At 42.7% G+C, this 18071-nt stretch carries 13 protein-coding genes and 1 riboswitch; of the genes, 2 read left to right on the top strand and 11 right to left on the bottom strand.

The features are described 5' to 3' along the window. Positions 1–39: 39 nt before the first annotated feature. A complete protein-coding gene (gene lptD, locus C9J40_RS16740; protein ID WP_369919089.1) occupies positions 40–2655 on the bottom strand; it encodes an LPS assembly protein LptD in 2616 nt (871 codons plus the stop codon). 172 nt (positions 2656–2827) lie between these two features. On the opposite strand from lptD, the gene djlA reads away from it, so the two are divergent. Continuing rightward, positions 2828–3679 (top strand): co-chaperone DjlA, encoded by an 852-nt coding sequence (gene djlA, locus C9J40_RS16735; RefSeq protein WP_107207634.1) that lies wholly within the window; start codon positions 2828–2830, stop codon positions 3677–3679. Between the two features lie 67 nt (positions 3680–3746). Here djlA and C9J40_RS16730 read toward each other — a convergent pair whose 3' ends face one another. From C9J40_RS16730 to rapA, 3 genes are all read right to left on the bottom strand, one after another. After that, positions 3747–4700, bottom strand: coding sequence for a D-2-hydroxyacid dehydrogenase (locus C9J40_RS16730; protein WP_107247487.1), 954 nt, complete (start codon positions 4698–4700; stop codon positions 3747–3749). Between the two features lie 141 nt (positions 4701–4841). Further along, the gene (gene rluA, locus C9J40_RS16725) at positions 4842–5543 is read right to left on the bottom strand and encodes a bifunctional tRNA pseudouridine(32) synthase/23S rRNA pseudouridine(746) synthase RluA (RefSeq protein WP_107207636.1); all 702 of its coding nucleotides are present in this window, start codon (positions 5541–5543) and stop codon (positions 4842–4844) included. Between the two features lie 152 nt (positions 5544–5695). Next, positions 5696–8614, bottom strand: coding sequence for an RNA polymerase-associated protein RapA (rapA, locus tag C9J40_RS16720; RefSeq protein ID WP_107247486.1), 2919 nt, complete (start codon positions 8612–8614; stop codon positions 5696–5698). A 322-nt stretch (positions 8615–8936) separates the two neighbouring features. Here rapA and C9J40_RS16715 point away from each other — a divergent pair, with 322 nt between their 5' ends. After that, a complete protein-coding gene (locus tag C9J40_RS16715) occupies positions 8937–10313 on the top strand; it encodes a PhoH family protein (protein WP_045083531.1) in 1377 nt (458 codons plus the stop codon). An 81-nt stretch (positions 10314–10394) separates the two neighbouring features. Here the strand turns inward: C9J40_RS16715 and thiQ are convergent, their stop codons facing one another. The 7 genes from thiQ to leuB all read right to left on the bottom strand — a co-directional run bounded on the left by thiQ (position 10395) and on the right by leuB (position 18069). Next, the gene (gene thiQ, locus C9J40_RS16710) at positions 10395–11129 is read right to left on the bottom strand and encodes a thiamine ABC transporter ATP-binding protein (RefSeq protein WP_107247485.1); all 735 of its coding nucleotides are present in this window, start codon (positions 11127–11129) and stop codon (positions 10395–10397) included. After that, on the bottom strand, positions 11116–12726 hold the full coding sequence (thiP, locus tag C9J40_RS16705) for a thiamine/thiamine pyrophosphate ABC transporter permease ThiP (RefSeq protein WP_107207639.1): 1611 nt from the start codon (positions 12724–12726) through the stop codon (positions 11116–11118). Before thiP ends, thiQ begins: the two co-directional genes overlap by 14 nt. 12 nt (positions 12727–12738) lie before the next feature. Next, on the bottom strand, positions 12739–13728 hold the full coding sequence (thiB, locus tag C9J40_RS16700) for a thiamine ABC transporter substrate binding subunit (RefSeq protein ID WP_173425485.1): 990 nt from the start codon (positions 13726–13728) through the stop codon (positions 12739–12741). 113 nt (positions 13729–13841) lie between these two features. Then, a riboswitch (TPP riboswitch) is annotated at positions 13842–13955 on the bottom strand. 27 nt (positions 13956–13982) lie between these two features. Next, positions 13983–14765, bottom strand: a complete 783-nt coding sequence (locus C9J40_RS16695; RefSeq protein ID WP_107247484.1) for a DUF547 domain-containing protein — start codon at positions 14763–14765, stop codon at positions 13983–13985. A 140-nt stretch (positions 14766–14905) separates the two neighbouring features. Next, positions 14906–15508, bottom strand: a complete 603-nt coding sequence (gene leuD, locus C9J40_RS16690; RefSeq protein ID WP_107207641.1) for a 3-isopropylmalate dehydratase small subunit — start codon at positions 15506–15508, stop codon at positions 14906–14908. Between the two features lie 15 nt (positions 15509–15523). Further along, complete coding sequence (leuC, locus tag C9J40_RS16685) at positions 15524–16966, bottom strand: 3-isopropylmalate dehydratase large subunit (protein ID WP_107207642.1); 1443 nt, start codon at positions 16964–16966, stop codon at positions 15524–15526. 14 nt (positions 16967–16980) lie between these two features. Next, entirely contained in the window at positions 16981–18069 is a 1089-nt protein-coding gene (gene leuB, locus C9J40_RS16680) for a 3-isopropylmalate dehydrogenase (protein ID WP_107207643.1), read from the bottom strand. Positions 18070–18071 lie beyond the last annotated feature (2 nt).

Here is an 18071-nt window from a genome sequence, read left to right as displayed (position 1 = left end):
TCCATCAGGTTATAAGGCGACACATGTGTCGCCTAACTATTAATTATTAAGAGTGAACGGATCGCCGTAAGATAAAATATTACCGCCATCATCCGATGATTGACCGAATGAAGGTCCGGCACCTTGTAAACCAAGTAAACTGAATGAGAAAGTGACATTGCTATCGTATTCAGTAAAATCTTGTGATATTGCATCTTTCGCGTAACGATTGTAGCTAAGCCCTATCATCCAGCATGCAGATGTGTAGGTGAAGCCAACTTTACTTTCAAGCATTTTGTTAACATTCATGTCTTGGTAGTAATCAGCTTTAACATCAACATTATCGCTAACTGGGAAGCCAATGGATAAACCTAACTGTGAAATACCGTCACGCTTATCTTTCGTGCCTGAAATGACAGGGTTCGGGTTGTTCACGTATTTTGTTAAGTAATCACTTGATACGTAACGGTAACTCGGTTGAACAAATACCCCACCATTACGGTACTCAACGGTCACATTACCTTGCTGAATGTCATTCTCACTTGAGTCATATTGCATTGCGCTCTTTAAGAACAGGTTATCATCAAGGTTAAATTCTGTTTCAATCGCTGTCGCTGAGTAACTTTTGGCTTCTTTATTATCAGTTCCTTGGTTAACAGGTTTATCGATATAGAAGATTTGACCCATGGATAGGGTAAATCGTTCCTTAAAATCTTCATCAAAGTAGCGTGTAGATGCGCCGACGGTGAACTGGTTCGCAGGAGCTATATAGTCGTTACCACTGTATGTCCGATCGCTAAATAAGCCGTAGTAATCTTGTTGTAAACGGGTTGAATCATAGCCGCCACCGATATAATCAAATGGGTTATAAATACCGTCTTGGTCAACATTTTTTACATAAAGGTATTGAATTTGTGGTTCTAAACTTTGGGTATAATGACTACCTAAAATGGAGGTATCACGCTCAAAGTATAAGCTACTGTTGACACGAAATTCAGGAACAACACGATTAACACTGTCTTTAAGAGCATCAAAATCTGAGTTTTTGCTTAACTCTTTTTTATCTTGGTTGTAATGAGCGTAGTTCACTTTTGCCTGAGTAGTTACAGACCACCAAGGTGTCGCGTAGGGAAGCGTTAATGTCGGCTCAAAAGTTATACGATCAGCGTCAGGCTTGAATATCGAACTATTCTCAAACTTACTGATACTCATTGGCATTTTAAAATCGAGACCGTAGCCGAGATCTGTTTTATAGTAAGTTGATGATAGTTGTGGCATTAAGCGATACGGTGAACGATTATCTGTTGATGATTCAGCTTCTTCAGGATCTTTTAAAAGCTGAAAATCACGGACCATTAACATCGTATCCCAGTTCGCATTTCGGTAAGATACTTCTGCCGTTTGAAGCAGGTTATTATCTTCACGCTCACCAATACTAGAATCTAAGCCTCGCTCAAAATATTTGTAATCACTGACTTTGCTGTAGTCGATATCAACTAACCAGTTTTTATCGATGATCCCACTGTGTGTCCATTGGAAGCCCCAATATTTACCCGTGTTGGGTTTATTGTCTTCCAATTGATAATCTACGTAATCGGCTTTTTTATCATGGCCCATGTACTCACCGACAACTTGGCCTTCACCTAATTCATTCAGGTAGCGGAATTTAGCCGTTGTTTGTAGACCACGGTGGTTCATGTATTTTGGCGTTAATGTTAAGTCATAGTTTGGCGCAATGTTCCAATAAAATGGCGCTTCATATTCCATACCATTACGTGAGCCATAGGTTAACGTTGGGTATAAGAAACCCGTCATACGCTCATCGGTTACAGGAATACGAAGCCACGGAAGATAGAATACCGGTACATTAAGTACTTCAAAGCGCGCGTTATATAAATCGGCAAAGGGTGAATCACCATCACGCTCCAAAGAGCCAGCAGCAAAGCGCCAACTTTTATCGCCTTCTGGACAGGTAGTGAAAGTACCATCTTTCATTTTGTAGAACTGAGTACCATCAACATTTTTCTTGTCGATTTGCTCTGCGTCACCGCGCCCTGGCTGGCAGGTCATACGATAAACAGCATCATCCATTTGTGAGTCTTTGGTATCAAGATCGCTATGGAGCTCTTTCGCTTCCATTTCTATACCACCGTCATGGTAGTAAACGTTGCCTTTTGCTGTAACAATATTTTGTGGTTGTTGAAGTGTCACAGTATCGGCAGCAATCGTACGCGTTCCTTGCTGAACAATAACGTCACCAGAATACACGGCTTTATGCTCATTTTTAGCTTGAACATTGTCAGCTTCAATGTGGATCGGTGTGTTTTTGGTATCTTCTTTACGGTCTTTTGGTGCTATACAAACACCACGTACCATAGCTAAAGGATCGTCATTAACGGCTGTTTTTGTTGTTTGATCTTCTGCTACTGCGTGTTTATCGTTGATATCTTTATCTAAAGATGTGGCATTTTCTTTGCGGTCTTTTGGCGAAATAAAAACACCATCTGCCATAGCTAAAGGATCGTTATTAACGGCTGTTTTTGTTGTTTGATCTTCTGCTACAGCATGTTTACCGTTGATATCTTTATGTAAAGATGTGGCATCTTCTGCCATTGCCGGCCCATAAAGGGCAAGACCAATCATGGTGGCAAGTAAGCTGTGAGAGGTGAGTGACATCAGATTCAACATTCCTGTATCAGTTTGAGAGCAAGGCGAATAATTGCGCTTTTTACAAGCATTCCCGATAAATGACAGCTATCATAATGCAAATTCGACGCGACGGCATCTTTTCAGCGCATGCTGTTGGGTAAACATTGAAAAAATTTAACAAATTACCAGAGAGTATAGAATGCAGAAGACAGGTATATGGGGAAAAATTATTGGTGCGTTGCTTGGCCTCTCCATTGGAAAATTGCCTGGATTGTTGATTGGTTTATTTATTGGTCACCAGTTTGATAAGGCTTATGCTCGTCAGATGAATGGCGGTTTCGCAGGTTTTGGTCAGAACCGAGCCAGTAGTGCAGAGCAGCAAGCAGAGTTTTTCCATGCTTGTTTTGCAGTAATGGGACATGTCGCAAAAGCGAAAGGGCATGTAACAAAGGAGGAAATTCGTGTTGCAAGTGCGATTATGGATCGAATGGGGTTACAAGGTGAATCTCGACTTCAAGCGCAAAATGCGTTTCGTGAAGGAAAAGAAGATAACTTCCCATTAGAAGAGATGTTAAATCGTGTTCGTAGCCGTGCACGACGTGCTGATTTACTCCAATTTTTCTTAGAATTACAAATTCAAGCAGCATTTGCGGATGGTTCATTACATCCGAAAGAGCGTCAGTTACTGCATATTATTGCGCGATACCTTGGCTTTTCTGAAGCCCAGCTTGAACAACGCTTGCGTATGCAAGAAGCGGCGTTTCGTTTTCAACAAGGTGGTTTCCATCAGCAATATCAACAACAAGGCGGTGGTTTCCAAGCGCCTCCTAGTCGAGATCAATTAGCTGATGCATTTAATGTCTTAGGGGTTGATGAAAATGCCTCTGCGCAAGATGTGAAACGTGCTTATCGTAAACAGATGAATGAACACCATCCAGATAAACTCGCAGCGAAAGGGTTACCACCAGAAATGATGGAAATAGCGAAACAAAAAACCCAAGAGCTACAAGCTGCCTATGATTTGATCCGAAAAGAGAAAGGATTCAAATAATTGTTATTACGCTGAATAATAAATTGAAAAAGCGAGCTTGGTGCTCGCTTTTTTGTTTTTAAAGCTCTTAAACGAGGTTTTGCGGTTTGTTGTTACAAAAGCCATCAATATTTTCAATAAGTTGCTCTACCAGTGTTTGAATCGCGGAATCAGATCCCCATGCAACATGTGGGGTTAGTAATAGATTAGGCAAATGTGCCTGTTGTAATAATGGATTATCATCAGTTGGCGGCTCAGAAGTAAAAACATCACAGCCAGCGCCGGCAATTTTTTTATCGAGCAATGCATCGACTAAATCTTGCTCATTCACCAGTCCACCACGTCCGGTATTGATCAAAATAGCGTTAGGTTTCATCTGTGCCAGTTCTGTTTTTGCGATAAGATCTTCAGTGGTATCTGTTAGCGGGCAATGCAAGGTGATGATATCGGCTTGCTGTAATACGTCGTTAAACAGCGTATAGCCTTCACGACAGGTGGTGACGTGCTTGTGCTCTGCAAATAGCACCTTCATCCCCAGCGCGGTTGCAAGATTGGCTGTCGCTACCCCTAAGCTGCCTTTACCAACAATACCTATTGTTGAGCCTGCGATATCGCTAATTGGATGAGTGAAAAAGCAGAACTGTTGTTGTTTCTGCCACTCACCCGCGATGATATCTTGCTGATAGCCCATTAAATTACGTTTTAGCGCAAAGATCATTGCGAGCACGTGTTCAGGAACAGAGCGAGTCGCATAACCTCGAATATTAGAAACCGGAATGTTATGGCGGTGACAATAATCGACATCGACGTTATTGGTTCCTGTCGCACCGATGGCAATAAATTTCAGGTTTGGTAGTTGAGATAAAATATCGGCAGTGAGTTGGACTTTATTAGAAATGGCGATAGTTGCGTGTTGCAGACGTTCAATGACTTGAGATGGTGATGTACATTGATATTCAATCCATTGATGATCTGATTGTGGGCGAGGAATATCAATGTGTGCTGGGATAGTAGCACGATCTAAAAATACAATATGTTCCACTGTTAGACTCCATGGAACCTTTGTTCCGCTTGGTGTGAAAAGAAGAATGCTAGTTTAGGTTTTTGCTTGTTAAAACAAAGCTAGCATTCTTTTTTATCGTGATCTAACTTCCGTGTGATAGTTGCTGATTACTCAGTGGTTTTATTTACTAAAAATCGTTTGTGTTGGCGCTTCTCGATAAAACTCACAAGGGGCAAACAAATGCATCGGTTGATCACTTCCTGGATGCGTAAAGGTCAGTTCTGCTGCGTGTAACAGTAAACGAGGAGAGGCTACCATTGCTTCCTCATTAGCATAAAACTTATCGCCTAAAATCGGATGACCTAATGCTTGCATGTGAACACGCAATTGGTGAGAACGACCTGTTACGGGCAGTAAACGGACCAAGGTTGTTTTCTCATCACGGCTTAAGACTTCATAATGCGTTACAGAAGGCTTGCCATCGTCAAAACATACTTTTTGGCGTGGACGGTTAGGCCAATCACAGATCAAGGGAAGATCCACGGTTCCTGTGTCTTGTTCGATATGTCCCCACACACGAGCGTAATACACTTTTTGTGTTTCTCGCTCACGAAACTGGGCTTTTAAATGACACTCCGCTTTTTTGTTTAGAGCCAGCACAATTAAGCCTGATGTCCCCATATCTAAACGGTGCACAATTTGTGACTTAGGGTATTTTTCAAGAACGCGAGCAAATATGCTGTCGTGATGCTCTGGTGCACGTCCTGGGTTTGAGAGTATGCCAGCAGGCTTATTAACGGCGATGATGTCGCTATCAAGAAAAAGAGTATCCAACCATGGATCGGTAGGTGGATTGTAGTTCAACACTGGCAATGGTTTCATGATGCACTCGTAGGATAGGTATGAATAACAACGGGGCGAATATTAATATGAATAATAGTAAATTGGTATGCTTGGTGATGTGATTAAAGAAAAAAGCCGTGAATATCAGTAATGACATTCACGGCCTTAATTTAGTTATGATGAGTTATTGATCAGTTATGGCTAACAACGATCAAACGCAGTGAATCAAGCTGGATTTGTGCTTTTTCAATGTAGTTAGTTAACTCAATGATTTGGCTTTCAATTAGCTCTAATTCGTCATCACGAATATTCGGATTAACCGCTTTCAGGGCTTGAAGGCGATCAAGCTCAGCGCGCAACGTGTTTTCCATTTCAGCTTGTGCTTGGCTTCGTACGACATCAAGCTCTTTGCTGATCTCGCGCTCTGCGTGCTCAATCAGAGTATGAATATCTTTTTGAACCGAGTTAACGAGCTTACTGCCAAGGTGACGGTTGACTGGGCTAAGTTGGCGGTTAAAGCCTTCAAATTCAACGTTAGCTGATAGGTTATTACCTTTACCATCAAGCAAAATACGGATCGGTGTTTTGGGTAAGAAACGACCAATACCTGATTGCTTAGGTGCTTGAGCGTCAACCACATAGATAAGCTCAAGTAGCAGTGTACCAACAGGCAGTGCTTTGTTTTTCAACAATGACACTGCTGTCGTACCTACGCCTTCACTTAGCAGTAATTCAATACCGCCTTGGATCATTGGGTGTTCCCAGCTGATGAAGTTGATATCTTCACGAGAAAGTGCAGTATCACGTTCAAAAGTGATGGTACAACCGTCGTAAGGAAGGCCTGGATAGCTTGCCACCATCATGTGCTCTGATGGGGTCACAACAATTGCGTTTTCGCCTTTGTCATCTTGGTTTAAACCAATGGTATCAAATAAGCCCAGTGCGAAAGTCACAAGGTTAGTATCACCATCTTTAGCGCTGATCTTCTCAACCAACTGCTGAGCTTCTTCGCCCCCGTTAGAATGAATTTCTAATAGGCGATCGCGACCTTGCTCTAATTTGGTTTTAAGCTCATTGTGCATTTCAGCACTGCGCTGAATAACGGATTCAAGCGCTTCAAGATCGTGTTTGTCACTGGCAAGCAAGGTGATCAGATCTTCACATACCGCTTCATAGACAGCACGACCAGTCGGACAGGTTTCCTCAAAGGCATTTAAGCCTTCGTTGAACCAACGTGCTAATAGTGCTTGAGAAGTCCCTTCTAGGTAAGGCACATGAATTTCAATTTCACGCTTTTGACCAATACGATCCAAACGGCCAATACGTTGCTCAAGTAAATCAGGGTTGCTTGGTAAATCGAACATCACCAATTGGTTTGCAAACTGGAAGTTACGACCTTCTGAACCGATTTCAGAACATAATAGTACCTGAGCGCCATCATCTTCTTGGGCAAAGTAAGCCGCTGCTTTATCACGTTCGATAATCGACATTCCTTCGTGGAACACAGTGGCACGGATGCCTTCACGTTCACGTAATGCTTGCTCTAAGGTTAATGCGGTTTGCGCACGAGAACAAATCACCAACACTTTCTCGTTACGGTTGGCTTTTAGCATATCAAGTAGCCAGTTAACACGAGGATCGAAGTTCCACCATGTTGCTGATTCACCTTCAAATTCTTGGTAGATATCTTCAGGGTAAAGCAGCTTGATCGCTTTCTCATTGATACCCATTTTACCGCCCATCATTGCCGCAACGCGCATGGCTGTGGTGTATTGGGTTGGCATTGCTAACGGGTACATATTCAGGTGACGCTGAGGGAAACCTGTGATTGCTGAGCGGGTATTACGGAACAATACGCGGCCCGTACCGTGGCGATCCATCAAGTTGTTGATCAATTCATGACGCGCCGCTAATGCTTCAGGATCGTCTTGAGCTGAATCTTCGATCACACGTAACATTGGCTCGATATCTTGCTCAGATAACAGCTCGGTTAAGGTGTTTTTCGCATCATCATTCAGTTTTTCACCAGCAAGCAGTTGGGTTACAGCATCAGCAACGGGTTCGTATTGACGCTCTTCTTCAACAAAGGCTTCATAGTCGTAAAAACGATCAGGATCAAGAATACGTAAGCGTGCGAAGTGGCTTTCACGACCTAATTGCTCTGGTGTGGCGGTTAGTAGCAGCACACTTGGCGTTTTTTCTGCTAAGGCTTCAATCACTTGGTACTGACGACTAGGCTTATCTTCACTCCACTCAAGGTGGTGAGCTTCATCGACAACCAATAGATCCCAATCAGCATCTAGCGCTTGTTCAAAACGACGACGGCTTTTACGTAAAAAGTCTAATGAACACAATACATATTGCGCGGTATCAAATGGGTTAGCGGCATCAGCAAATGCTTCAACACAACGCTCTTCATCAAAGATAGAAAAGTGCAGGTTAAAACGACGCATCATTTCAACTAGCCATTGATGTTGTAGGGTTTCAGGAACCACGATCAGAATACGTTCAGCACGGCCTGATAGAACCTGCTGGTGGATGATCATACCGGCTTCAATGGTTTTACCTAAACCGACTTCATCGGCAAGGAGAACACGCGGCGCATAGCGACGACCGACTTCGTGAGCAATATATAACTGGTGTGGGATCAAACCTGCACGCATACCGCATAAACCACGTAATGGGCTTTTTAGTTGCTCGTATTGGTTTTTCAGCGCGCGGTAACGCAGTGCAAAACGATCCATGCGATCAATTTGACCTGCAAATAATTTATCTTGCGGTTTATTGAAACGAATTTGGTGGCTTAAGAAAAGTTCACGTAGCGCGACATTTTCTTCTTCTGTGTCGGTACGCGTACCTACGTAGGTGATCACGCCTTTATCTTCGTTGATCGCTTCTACCTTTAGTGACCAACCCTCATGGCTTTCAATCACATCACCAACGTTAAACATGACACGGGTAACAGGGGCATCATTACGTGCATATAGGCGATTTTCTTCTGATGCGGGGAACATCAAGGTAACCGTTCTTGGTTCAAGAGCGACAACGGTACCTAGACCTAAATCACTTTCTGTATCACTGATCCAACGTTGACCCAAAGCAAATGGCATAGTGGTAGAAACCTTCTAATTATTTGATATCAAAGAGACTGCAATAAGCTGTGCAAAGTATTAATAAGCTACACTGAAGATAAGTGTACGCTAGAATTTAAAATTTGTGCATAGCTCAAAAAGGGGACTCATGTTACTGCATGATGTGATTAAGGTCACGGTGAAAGTGATGAAAATCGGTCACAGTAAAATCATCATAAAACTTTCATCTACCGAGGGCTTAATAAGAAAGACGTCATAATTAAACCAGATGGGTAATTTTGACGTAAGCTAATAGAGTGATAGCTTAATTATCGCTGTCCAGACTACCAAGGAGGTGCCTATGGACGACGCCGAACGGAAACTGTTTGTACTTGATACAAATATTCTGCTTCATGAACCTCTGGCGTTCTTTTCTTTTCAGGAACACGACGTGGTTATTCCCATGACGGTTCTGGAAGAATTGGACAGAATTAAAGACAGTAAGCGTGATGTTTCTCGTGATGCTCGAGTCGCGATACGTGCGCTTGAAGATATATTCCACGACGCACCACCAGAGCAAATTTCGGCTGGTATTCCTTTCAACGACAAAGTGGCTCATAGCGGTACTATTGCTATTTTTGCTGACTATGAAGTAAAACAAACCGTCCATGCCTTTAGTGATAAGGCGGGTGACAATCGTATTCTTAATAGCGTTCTCTTTCTGCAACAAAAACATGCACCACGTTCTGTGGTATTAGTGACTAAAGACATCAACATGCGACTGCGTGCCAAAGGTGCAGGCGTCTTGTATGTTGATGACTATCGTACCGATCAGTTGATTGATGATGTCGCATTATTAACCAAAGGCTTTCATCGCTATCATGGCGATTTTTGGGAAAATGTTGCTGAGTGTCAGTCGGAAAATAGAGGTCGTTCAACCTTACATACCTTACCTAAAAACTTATTTGAAACTCCCTTTGTTAATCAATATCTACTGGATGAAGGCAATGATTTTGCTGCTAGAATTCAAAGTATTGATGATGAAAGTGTCACCATTAAAGACATTAGCCAAGAGCGACTAATGCATCGACAAGCTTGGGGCGTTAATCCTAAAAATATTTATCAAGGGATGGCGCTAGATGCAATGCTTGATCCTCGGATTGATTTAGTGATCTTAACGGGTCCTGCTGGCTGTGGTAAAACCATTTTAGCAATGGCTGCAGCACTTGAGCAGGTCATTGAAAAAGGGATGTATGACAAAATTATTGTCACTCGTAATACACCCGAAATCGCTGAGTCGATTGGTTTCCTACCGGGTACCGAAGAAGAAAAAATGATGCCATGGCTGGCAGCGGTTACCGATACTATGGAAGCACTTCATAAGCATGATGTTTGTACTGATGGCTCAATGAAGTACATTTTTGATAAAGCCAATATTCAATTTAAATCGATTAACTTTATGCGTGGGCGTTCTATTCAAAATGCCTTTGTTTTACTCGATGAGTGTCAAAACTTAACAGCGTCACAAATTAAAACCATTATTACCCGATGTGGTGAAGGCACAAAAATTGTGTGTTCGGGTAACCTTGCTCAAATTGATTCCAACTATCTATCCCCAGTGACCTCGGGATTAACCTATATTGTTGAGCGCTTTAAAAACTTTGAAGGTAGCGCCAATATTTATCTCAACGGGGTGGTTCGAAGCCGTCTAGCGGAATTTGCCGAAGAAAATCTTTAATCACTAGCAAGAAGAATAAGAAAAGCGAGCACATTGGGTGCTCGCTTTTTTGTTTATATTGTTACTTATTGCATTCTTCGGTTATGTTTCTGGTAGGGTTAAACCGAGATAGTTTTTAAGCTCAGGTAATACGGGATTAGATAAAACATCACAGGTTTCTCCTACCGCTTTGATAGTACCTTCATTAATAAAAATACATTTATTGGCAATTTTTTCGGCATCTTCAGGACTATGAGTGATCATCAATACCGTCATATTACGCGTTGTGGCTAATTGCTTAACGAGGTTTAACATCTCCGTACGCAGTGAAGGGTCAAGGGCCGAAAATGGTTCATCAAGCAGTAGCAAAGGGCGCTCTCGTAATAAACATCGCGCTAATGCTACTCGCTGACGTTGCCCGCCAGAAAGCTGCTCAGGTAAACGCTCAAGATAGGTATCAATCCCCACTTGTTTCGCTGAATTAGTCACTCGCTGTTTTTGCTCTGCGGTAAGTTTAAGGTTTGGGTTGATACCTAACGCAATGTTTTCAAATACACTGAGGTGAGGAAATAAATTGTGCTCTTGAAATAACATCGAGAGTGGACGTTGCGCAGGCTCTAGCTGACAGATAGATTGGCTATTAACGGTGATCTCACCGCTATCAGGGACGAGAAAGCCAGCAATGAGTGCGAATAAGGTACTTTTACCTGCGCCACTTGGGCCAATGAGTGCAGCGATATCTCCCTGCTCAAGCTGAACATCAAAGCTCAACGCCATCGCAACCTCATTTTTGTGTTGAGGTAAGTAGGTATAGTTGAGTTGATTAATGTTTAGCATGATGAGCTCCTTGGCGATGGCGAGTAACAACAAGATACTCGACGGCACTAAATAAACCTAAGCTGAGTAACAGTAAAACCAGTGCAGCAACAGCAGCGGCATCCATTCGGTAACTGCCCATGAGTTCAAATAAATACAATGGCAGCGTTTGAAAGTCTTGACTGCCAAATAATGCAATCGCACCTAAATCCCCCAGTGATAAGACAAAGCTAATAGCGAGAGCTTGGGCAATAGGGGCACGTAATGCACGCCACTCAACCAAACGTAATCGCGATAGATGCGTCATCCCTAAACTGCGACATAACGGATTATATTGCTGCGCGAGGTGGAGCATTGGTTGACTTAATGTTTTGATTACATAGGGCAGTGCCATTAGGGCATTAACACAGACCACAACCCAAAACGCAGCACTGTAAGCATCAGTATATTGGCGCAGTAAAAGAAAAATACCAGTACTTAACACTAACCCAGGTGTCACTAAAATCACTGTGCCGATCATTTCAATCCCGTCAGCAGCCAGTTTTTTACGTGCTAAGCGTAAGCTACGACTCGTGATGAGGATCATGACGCCAAGACAAAATGCTAATAAGCAGGAAAATAGTGCGATATGGAGTGAGTTAGTGATTGCTGACCATAACTGCTTTTGTTCTAAGATATTAAATAATTGATGGTTAATACCCGATACAAAGACGGCTATGATCGGTGGTATAACAAACATTAACGCACAAATGATCCAGAATACATCCCAACATTTAGCGCGCCATGTATCGTTATAATTCACTACATTTTTGCTGATAGAGCCGTTGAGGGTGGAAAGCGGTTTAGCAAAACGTTGGGTAAAAAGTACTAATGAGCAGCAAAGTAGCATTTGCCATAAGGCTAAAATAGCCCCTGTCGCTAAATCAAAGTCATAACGCAACGCTTGATAAATGGCGAGCTCGATAGTGGTTGATTTAGGGCCACCGCCAAGCGACATGATCACGGCAAAGCTGGTAAAGCACAACATAAAGACTAAACCCGCGATATGCGGCAGTTGTTGGCGTAGTCGAGGCCATGCAATTAAGCGAAATTTACTCCAGCCAGTAATACCTAAATGCGCTGCAAGCTGATGTTGCTCTGCGGGGATACCATCGAGACTTTGCAGTAGAAAACGCACGGTCAGTGGCAGGTTTAAAAATACGTGAGCCAGTAAAATCCCGCTTAAACCGTAAATGTTTAATGGCGGTAAGCCTAGTATTTCTAGGTTATGGCTGATCAATCCACTTTTGCCATAAATCGATAATAACCCAAAAACAGCAACCAATACGGGCATCACGAGCGTCATCGCAAATAAACGTAATAGCAGAGCTTTTCCTACAAACTGCCGTCGTGAGAGTGCATAAGCAATCGGAATCGCTGGGATGATGCTAAATAGAGTCGACAAGATGGCTTGATAGAAGCTAAATCCTGTTACATGTCGCAGATAAGGATCATGCCATAGTGTTGATAGTTGCCAGTCGTTAGCTTGGCTGATTAAGGCGGTGAGCGCGGCAACAACAACAAGAGTGATCAGCCCGGCACTGATAATGCCGGGCAATAAGGTAATGCGTTTGTTCAAAGTCTTAAACCATTACTGAGTGAGGGCTTGCTGCCACTCTCGGATCCAGGCTTTGCGATGTGTTGCCACTTCGTCGGCACTAAATTCAAGTGCTTTGCTTGGTACGGTGAGTTCATCAAAACCTTTCGGTAGGCTTTGCTTTGTTACTGGATACATCCAGTTGTGGGTAGCAATTTGTGACTGAAAAGCATCACTTACAATAAATTGCATAAATTGATCGGCAAGTTTTGGATGTGGGCTATTTTTCATCTTCGCTGCCACTTCAACTTGCATATAATGGCCTTCTTTAAAGTTAGCCGCTTTGTACTGGTGCTTGTCTTCAGCAATGATGTGATAAGCTGGTGATGTGGTGTATGAAAGCACCATATCTGATTCGCCTTTTAAGAACATGTTATAGGCTTCAGACCAACCCTTAGTGACGGTCACGGTGTGTTTCGCTAGTTGCTGCCACATTTCAGGGGCTTTATCACCGTAGACCGATTTGATCCATAACATTAGACCTTGGCCAGGGGTTGAAGTACGAGGATCTTGATAGATAACGCTGATATTTTGATCTTTGATCAGAGCATCTAAACTCGCTGGTGGGTTTTTCAGTTTATCGCTGTCATACACAAAGGCAAAATAGCCGTAATCATAAGGGATGAAAGTATCATCACTCCAACCTTTAGGAAGCGTGAGCTTACTGGTATCAACATCACTTTTTGCTAATAGGCCGGTATTTTTCGCTTCTGTCATTAGGTTGTTATCTAGCCCTAATAACACATCTGCTTTACTGTTTTTCCCTTCAAGACGAACGCGATTTAAAATCGATACGCCATCTTCTAAAGAAACAAAATTGACCGTACAACCATTACATTGTTTTTCAAACGCTTTCTTTACTACAGGACCAGGACCCCAGTCGGAAGCAAAGGAGCTGTAGGTATAAACATTAAGAGTATTGTCTGAGGCGAAAGCTGAGCTTGCAACTAATGACAGAGAGATTAGGGGAAGAAGAGTGTTTATTTTTTTCACTATGCGCTCCGAGATGTCCTGCATCCTTGGGACAAAAATTGAAAGAGAGAGCGGCACAGGTTTGAGTGCTGTTGCATCATGCAATGGTCAGCGAGCTCGAAAGCATGTTCGAGCATCTCAATTCCTACGCCAGCATTACCTGGTTCAGGTTCAATGGGTCCTGCTATAAAGCACGTATGCCTAACAATCTCAGCCAAATGGCTCCCCAATGAGAACAAACTATTGTACCTGCAACTGTATCGAAGTTATAGCTTCTGATTAAGTTGCCAATTATAGATGTAATGGATCTGAGTGAATTGTAGGTTAGGCGTAATACGATAATGATTAAGGTGTTGTTGTAACTCAGTTAACGATCCAAAATCAGTTTGATACCAATCATAGATAGATGACAGTGTGATGCCATTTTTTGTTATTTTTATTGCTTTTTCACTATTAATAAAACGTGTTGCAGCTTGATCTAACTGGGAGTCTAATCGATCGCTATTAAACGCTTTAGGCAGTAAATCAGGACAACCAAGACTGGCACAGTTGACTGCGTAGTGGATCCTAGGATCTTGCCAGATAGGGCGTAAGATCCGATGTTCAATATCGTTTAAAGTTAGCTTTTTATTATTAATGGTAATAATGGTTTGATCCCATGGTCCAAAGCTAAATAAACCTCCCAATTTAGTGATTGATTTTACAGGGTAATTATCAATAATTAATTGAACGGTTAGGGCGTTATATAAATTAACCCAATAGGCAAATTGAACATCACGATTATAACGGTGAGGATTTTGGGCACTGAGTCGCTTAATATAAGTTGCTAGCTTTTGTTTATCTGCACTTGATACTTGGTTATAACGAAATAAGGTTTGATCCGGTTGAATGACAAGATATTTATCGAGTAGTTGCTGCCAATCTTGATGACTGATCTTGTTTGTGTTTTTAGGATCATGAGGTTGCCAATATGACCAGAGTTCGGATTTTGGCGCAGCAAAGATCGGCAGAGTGAATAACAGCAGCCAAGTGGCAATAACAATACGCATATTTTTCCTATTAATATAATAAGTAACAATATTGATTAAGACCGTAATAAGTATTGGCTAATTTCATTATCTTTTTGATATTTTAAATAAAAACGCCCTGTTTATATTAAACAGGGCGTCCGATTTCAGATGATGTACGATTACGCTAAGAAGCGAGGAATACGGTTTTCAAAGTCTGTAATTTTATCTTCGTGTTGCAGTGTCAAACCGATATTGTCTAAGCCATTTAATAGGCAGTGACGACGGAATTCATCAATTTCAAAGGTGTACTCTTTACCATCCGCACTGACGATCATTTTTTCAAGATCAACCGTGATCTGTGCGCCTTCATTTTCATCGACATACTTAAATAAAGTGTCAACGTCTTGCTCAGAGAGACGTACGGGCACCATTTGGTTATTGATCGAGTTACCATAGAAAATATCGGCAAAGCTTGGCGCAATCATAACTTGGATACCGTAATCAGCAAGCGCCCACGGTGCATGTTCACGAGAAGAGCCACAACCAAAGTTTTCACGCGCCAGTAAAATACTCGCGCCTTGGTAGCGAGGGGCGTTCATAATAAAGTCAGGGTTTGCCTGCTCGCCTGCATCATCTAGAAAACGCCAATCATGGAAAAGGTGCTTACCAAATCCAGTTCGAGTTACTTTCTGCAAAAACTGTTTTGGAATAATCGCATCGGTATCAATATTTGCCGTATCTAGCGGTACAACTAAACCTGTGTGTTGTTTAAAACCTGTCATGTTCAAATCCTTTTGTTACACCGATGCGGCATCTAGTTGGCGAATATCAACAAAATGTCCGGCACATGCCGCTGCTGCTGCCATGGCTGGGCTAACTAGATGAGTACGCCCATCACGACCTTGACGGCCTTCAAAGTTACGGTTACTGGTTGACGCACAACGCTCACCGGGACCTAAGCGATCGTTATTCATTGCCAGACACATTGAACAACCGGGTAGTCGCCATTCGAAGCCTGCTTCAATGAAGATTTTATCAAGCCCTTCTTTTTCAGCTTGTGCTTTCACTTGCTCTGAGCCAGGAACGACTAAAGCTTGTACGTTAGCGGCAACTTTACGCCCTTTGGCAATGGCTGCTGCTGCGCGCATATCTTCAATACGTGAGTTAGTGCATGAACCAATAAAGACTTTATCAACGGCAAAATCAGACAGGGCTTTGCCAGCTTCTAGTCCCATGTAAGCTAATGCTTTTTCTGCAGAGGCTTTTTCAACGGGATCGTTAAAGCTTTCAGGGGCAGGGATTGGCTCATCAACGGCAATCACTTGACCTGGGTTTGTTCCCCATGTCACTTGCGGCTTTATGTCTTTAGCATCGAGCGTTACAACGGCATCAAACTCGGCGTTTGGATCGGATTTCAATGATGTCCAGTATTCTACTGCGGCATCAAAGTCTGCGCCTTTCGGGGCAAATTCACGATCTTTAATATAATCAAAGGTCGTTTGATCCGGTGCAATTAAACCTGCTTTAGCGCCTAGTTCAATCGCCATATTACAAACGGTCATACGACCTTCCATTGTAAGGTCTGTGATTGCTTCGCCACAGAACTCAACCACATAGCCAGTACCGCCAGCTGCGGTTGTTTTACCAATGATGGCAAGGACGATGTCTTTTGCTGTAATGCCTTCAGCTACTTTACCTTTAACTTCAATCTTCATGGTTTTCGCACGAGATTGTTTTAAGGTTTGGGTGGCTAAGACATGTTCTACTTCCGAGGTACCAATACCGAAAGCCAGTGCGCCAAAGGCACCGTGAGTCGCGGTGTGTGAGTCACCACAAACAATGGTCATACCCGGCAGAGTAATACCCAGCTCAGGCCCCATGACGTGTACAATGCCTTGATATTTGTGGTTTAAGTCATACAGGGTGACACCAAACTCTTCACAGTTTTTTGCCAGTGTTTCCATTTGAATACGTGCCATTTCCCCCGATGCATTGATATCTTTAGTTTGGGTAGAAACGTTGTGATCCATCGTGGCGAATGTTTTTGATACTTGACGCACTTTACGACCTTTTTCACGCAAGCCATCAAAAGCTTGCGGGGATGTCACTTCATGTACAAGGTGACGGTCGATATATAAGATCGGGTTTTCCCCTTCTGCTGCAACGGCAACATGGGAATCGTAAACTTTTTCATAAAGCGTTTTAGGTGAAGCTGAAGCGTTATTATTAGTGTTCGACATTGCTCAATGCTCCCTTATGCTTGTTGAATGTAGGCTGCGATCTTATCGCCCATTTCACTGGTGGTTAGTGCTGGTTTATCACTTGCAAGATCGGCGGTTAACTCACCAGCTTCTAGCGCTTGTGATACTGCTTGCTCAATAGCACGCGCTGCTGTTTCTTCACCTAGGCTGTAACGAAGCATCAGTGCTGCTGATAGGATCTGCGCCACTGGGTTTGCAATGTTTTTACCTGCAATATCCGGTGCTGAGCCGCCAGCAGGCTCGTACATACCAAACTTATCTTGGTTAAGGCTAGCAGAAGGCAACATACCCATAGAGCCTGTGATCATTGCACATTCATCCGAGATGATATCGCCGAAGATATTTGAACATAGCATGACATCAAATTGAGAAGGATCTTTAATCAGCTGCATGGTCGCGTTATCAATGTACATATGAGTTAACGTCACATCAGGGTAATCTTTTGCGATTTCTTCTACGACTTCACGCCATAAAATAGAGCTCTGTAGGACGTTAGCTTTATCAATAGAGCAGACTTTTTTGCTGCGTAAGCGAGCTGATTCAAACGCAATTTTTGCAATACGTTCAATTTCATAGCGGTAGTAGACTTCAGTATCGAACGCTTTTTCTTGTGCGCCTTCACCTTCGCGGCCCTTTGGCTGACCAAAGTAAATACCGCCAGTGAGCTCACGCACAACAGCAATATCAAAACCACGCTCTGAAATATCAGCGCGTAGCGGAGAGAACTTCTCTAAGCCACGGTGAATTTGAGCTGGACGCAGATTACAAAATAATTGGAAGTGTTTACGTAGTGGTAGAAGAGCACCACGTTCAGGTTGATCGTTAGGTGCTAGATGTTCCCACTTAGGGCCACCAACAGAGCCAAATAATACGGCATCGGATTGTTCACAGCCTTTTAGAGTAGCATCAGGTAGTGGGCAGCCATGATTATCGATAGCAATACCACCTACATCATATTCTGTACGATTAAAGGTTAGATTAAATTTAGCCTCGATTGCATTTAGCACTTTATGTGCCTGTTGCATCACTTCTGGACCAATCCCGTCACCGGGTAAAACTGCAATATTGTAAGAACCAGCCATGG

Source organism: Photobacterium sp. GB-72 (assembly GCF_003026095.1).
Lineage (GTDB): Bacteria > Pseudomonadota > Gammaproteobacteria > Enterobacterales > Vibrionaceae > Photobacterium.
The sequence above is the reverse complement of the archived record's forward strand: the minus strand, read 5'-3'. Positions and strand labels throughout refer to the sequence as shown.

Excerpts from the sequence above, each read along its gene's own strand:
- lptD (WP_369919089.1), bottom strand. The coding sequence starts at position 2,655 with ATGTCACTCACCTCTCACAGCTTACTTGCCACCATGATTGGTCTTGCC.
- djlA (WP_107207634.1), top strand. The coding sequence starts at position 2,828 with ATGCAGAAGACAGGTATATGGGGAAAAATTATTGGTGCGTTGCTTGGC.
- rluA (WP_107207636.1), bottom strand. The coding sequence starts at position 5,543 with ATGAAACCATTGCCAGTGTTGAACTACAATCCACCTACCGATCCATGG.
- rapA (WP_107247486.1), bottom strand. The coding sequence starts at position 8,614 with ATGCCATTTGCTTTGGGTCAACGTTGGATCAGTGATACAGAAAGTGAT.
- C9J40_RS16715 (WP_045083531.1), top strand. The coding sequence starts at position 8,937 with ATGGACGACGCCGAACGGAAACTGTTTGTACTTGATACAAATATTCTG.
- thiQ (WP_107247485.1), bottom strand. The coding sequence starts at position 11,129 with ATGCTAAACATTAATCAACTCAACTATACCTACTTACCTCAACACAAA.
- C9J40_RS16695 (WP_107247484.1), bottom strand. The coding sequence starts at position 14,765 with ATGCGTATTGTTATTGCCACTTGGCTGCTGTTATTCACTCTGCCGATC.
- leuD (WP_107207641.1), bottom strand. The coding sequence starts at position 15,508 with ATGACAGGTTTTAAACAACACACAGGTTTAGTTGTACCGCTAGATACG.
- leuC (WP_107207642.1), bottom strand. The coding sequence starts at position 16,966 with ATGTCGAACACTAATAATAACGCTTCAGCTTCACCTAAAACGCTTTAT.
- leuB (WP_107207643.1), bottom strand. The coding sequence starts at position 18,069 with ATGGCTGGTTCTTACAATATTGCAGTTTTACCCGGTGACGGGATTGGT.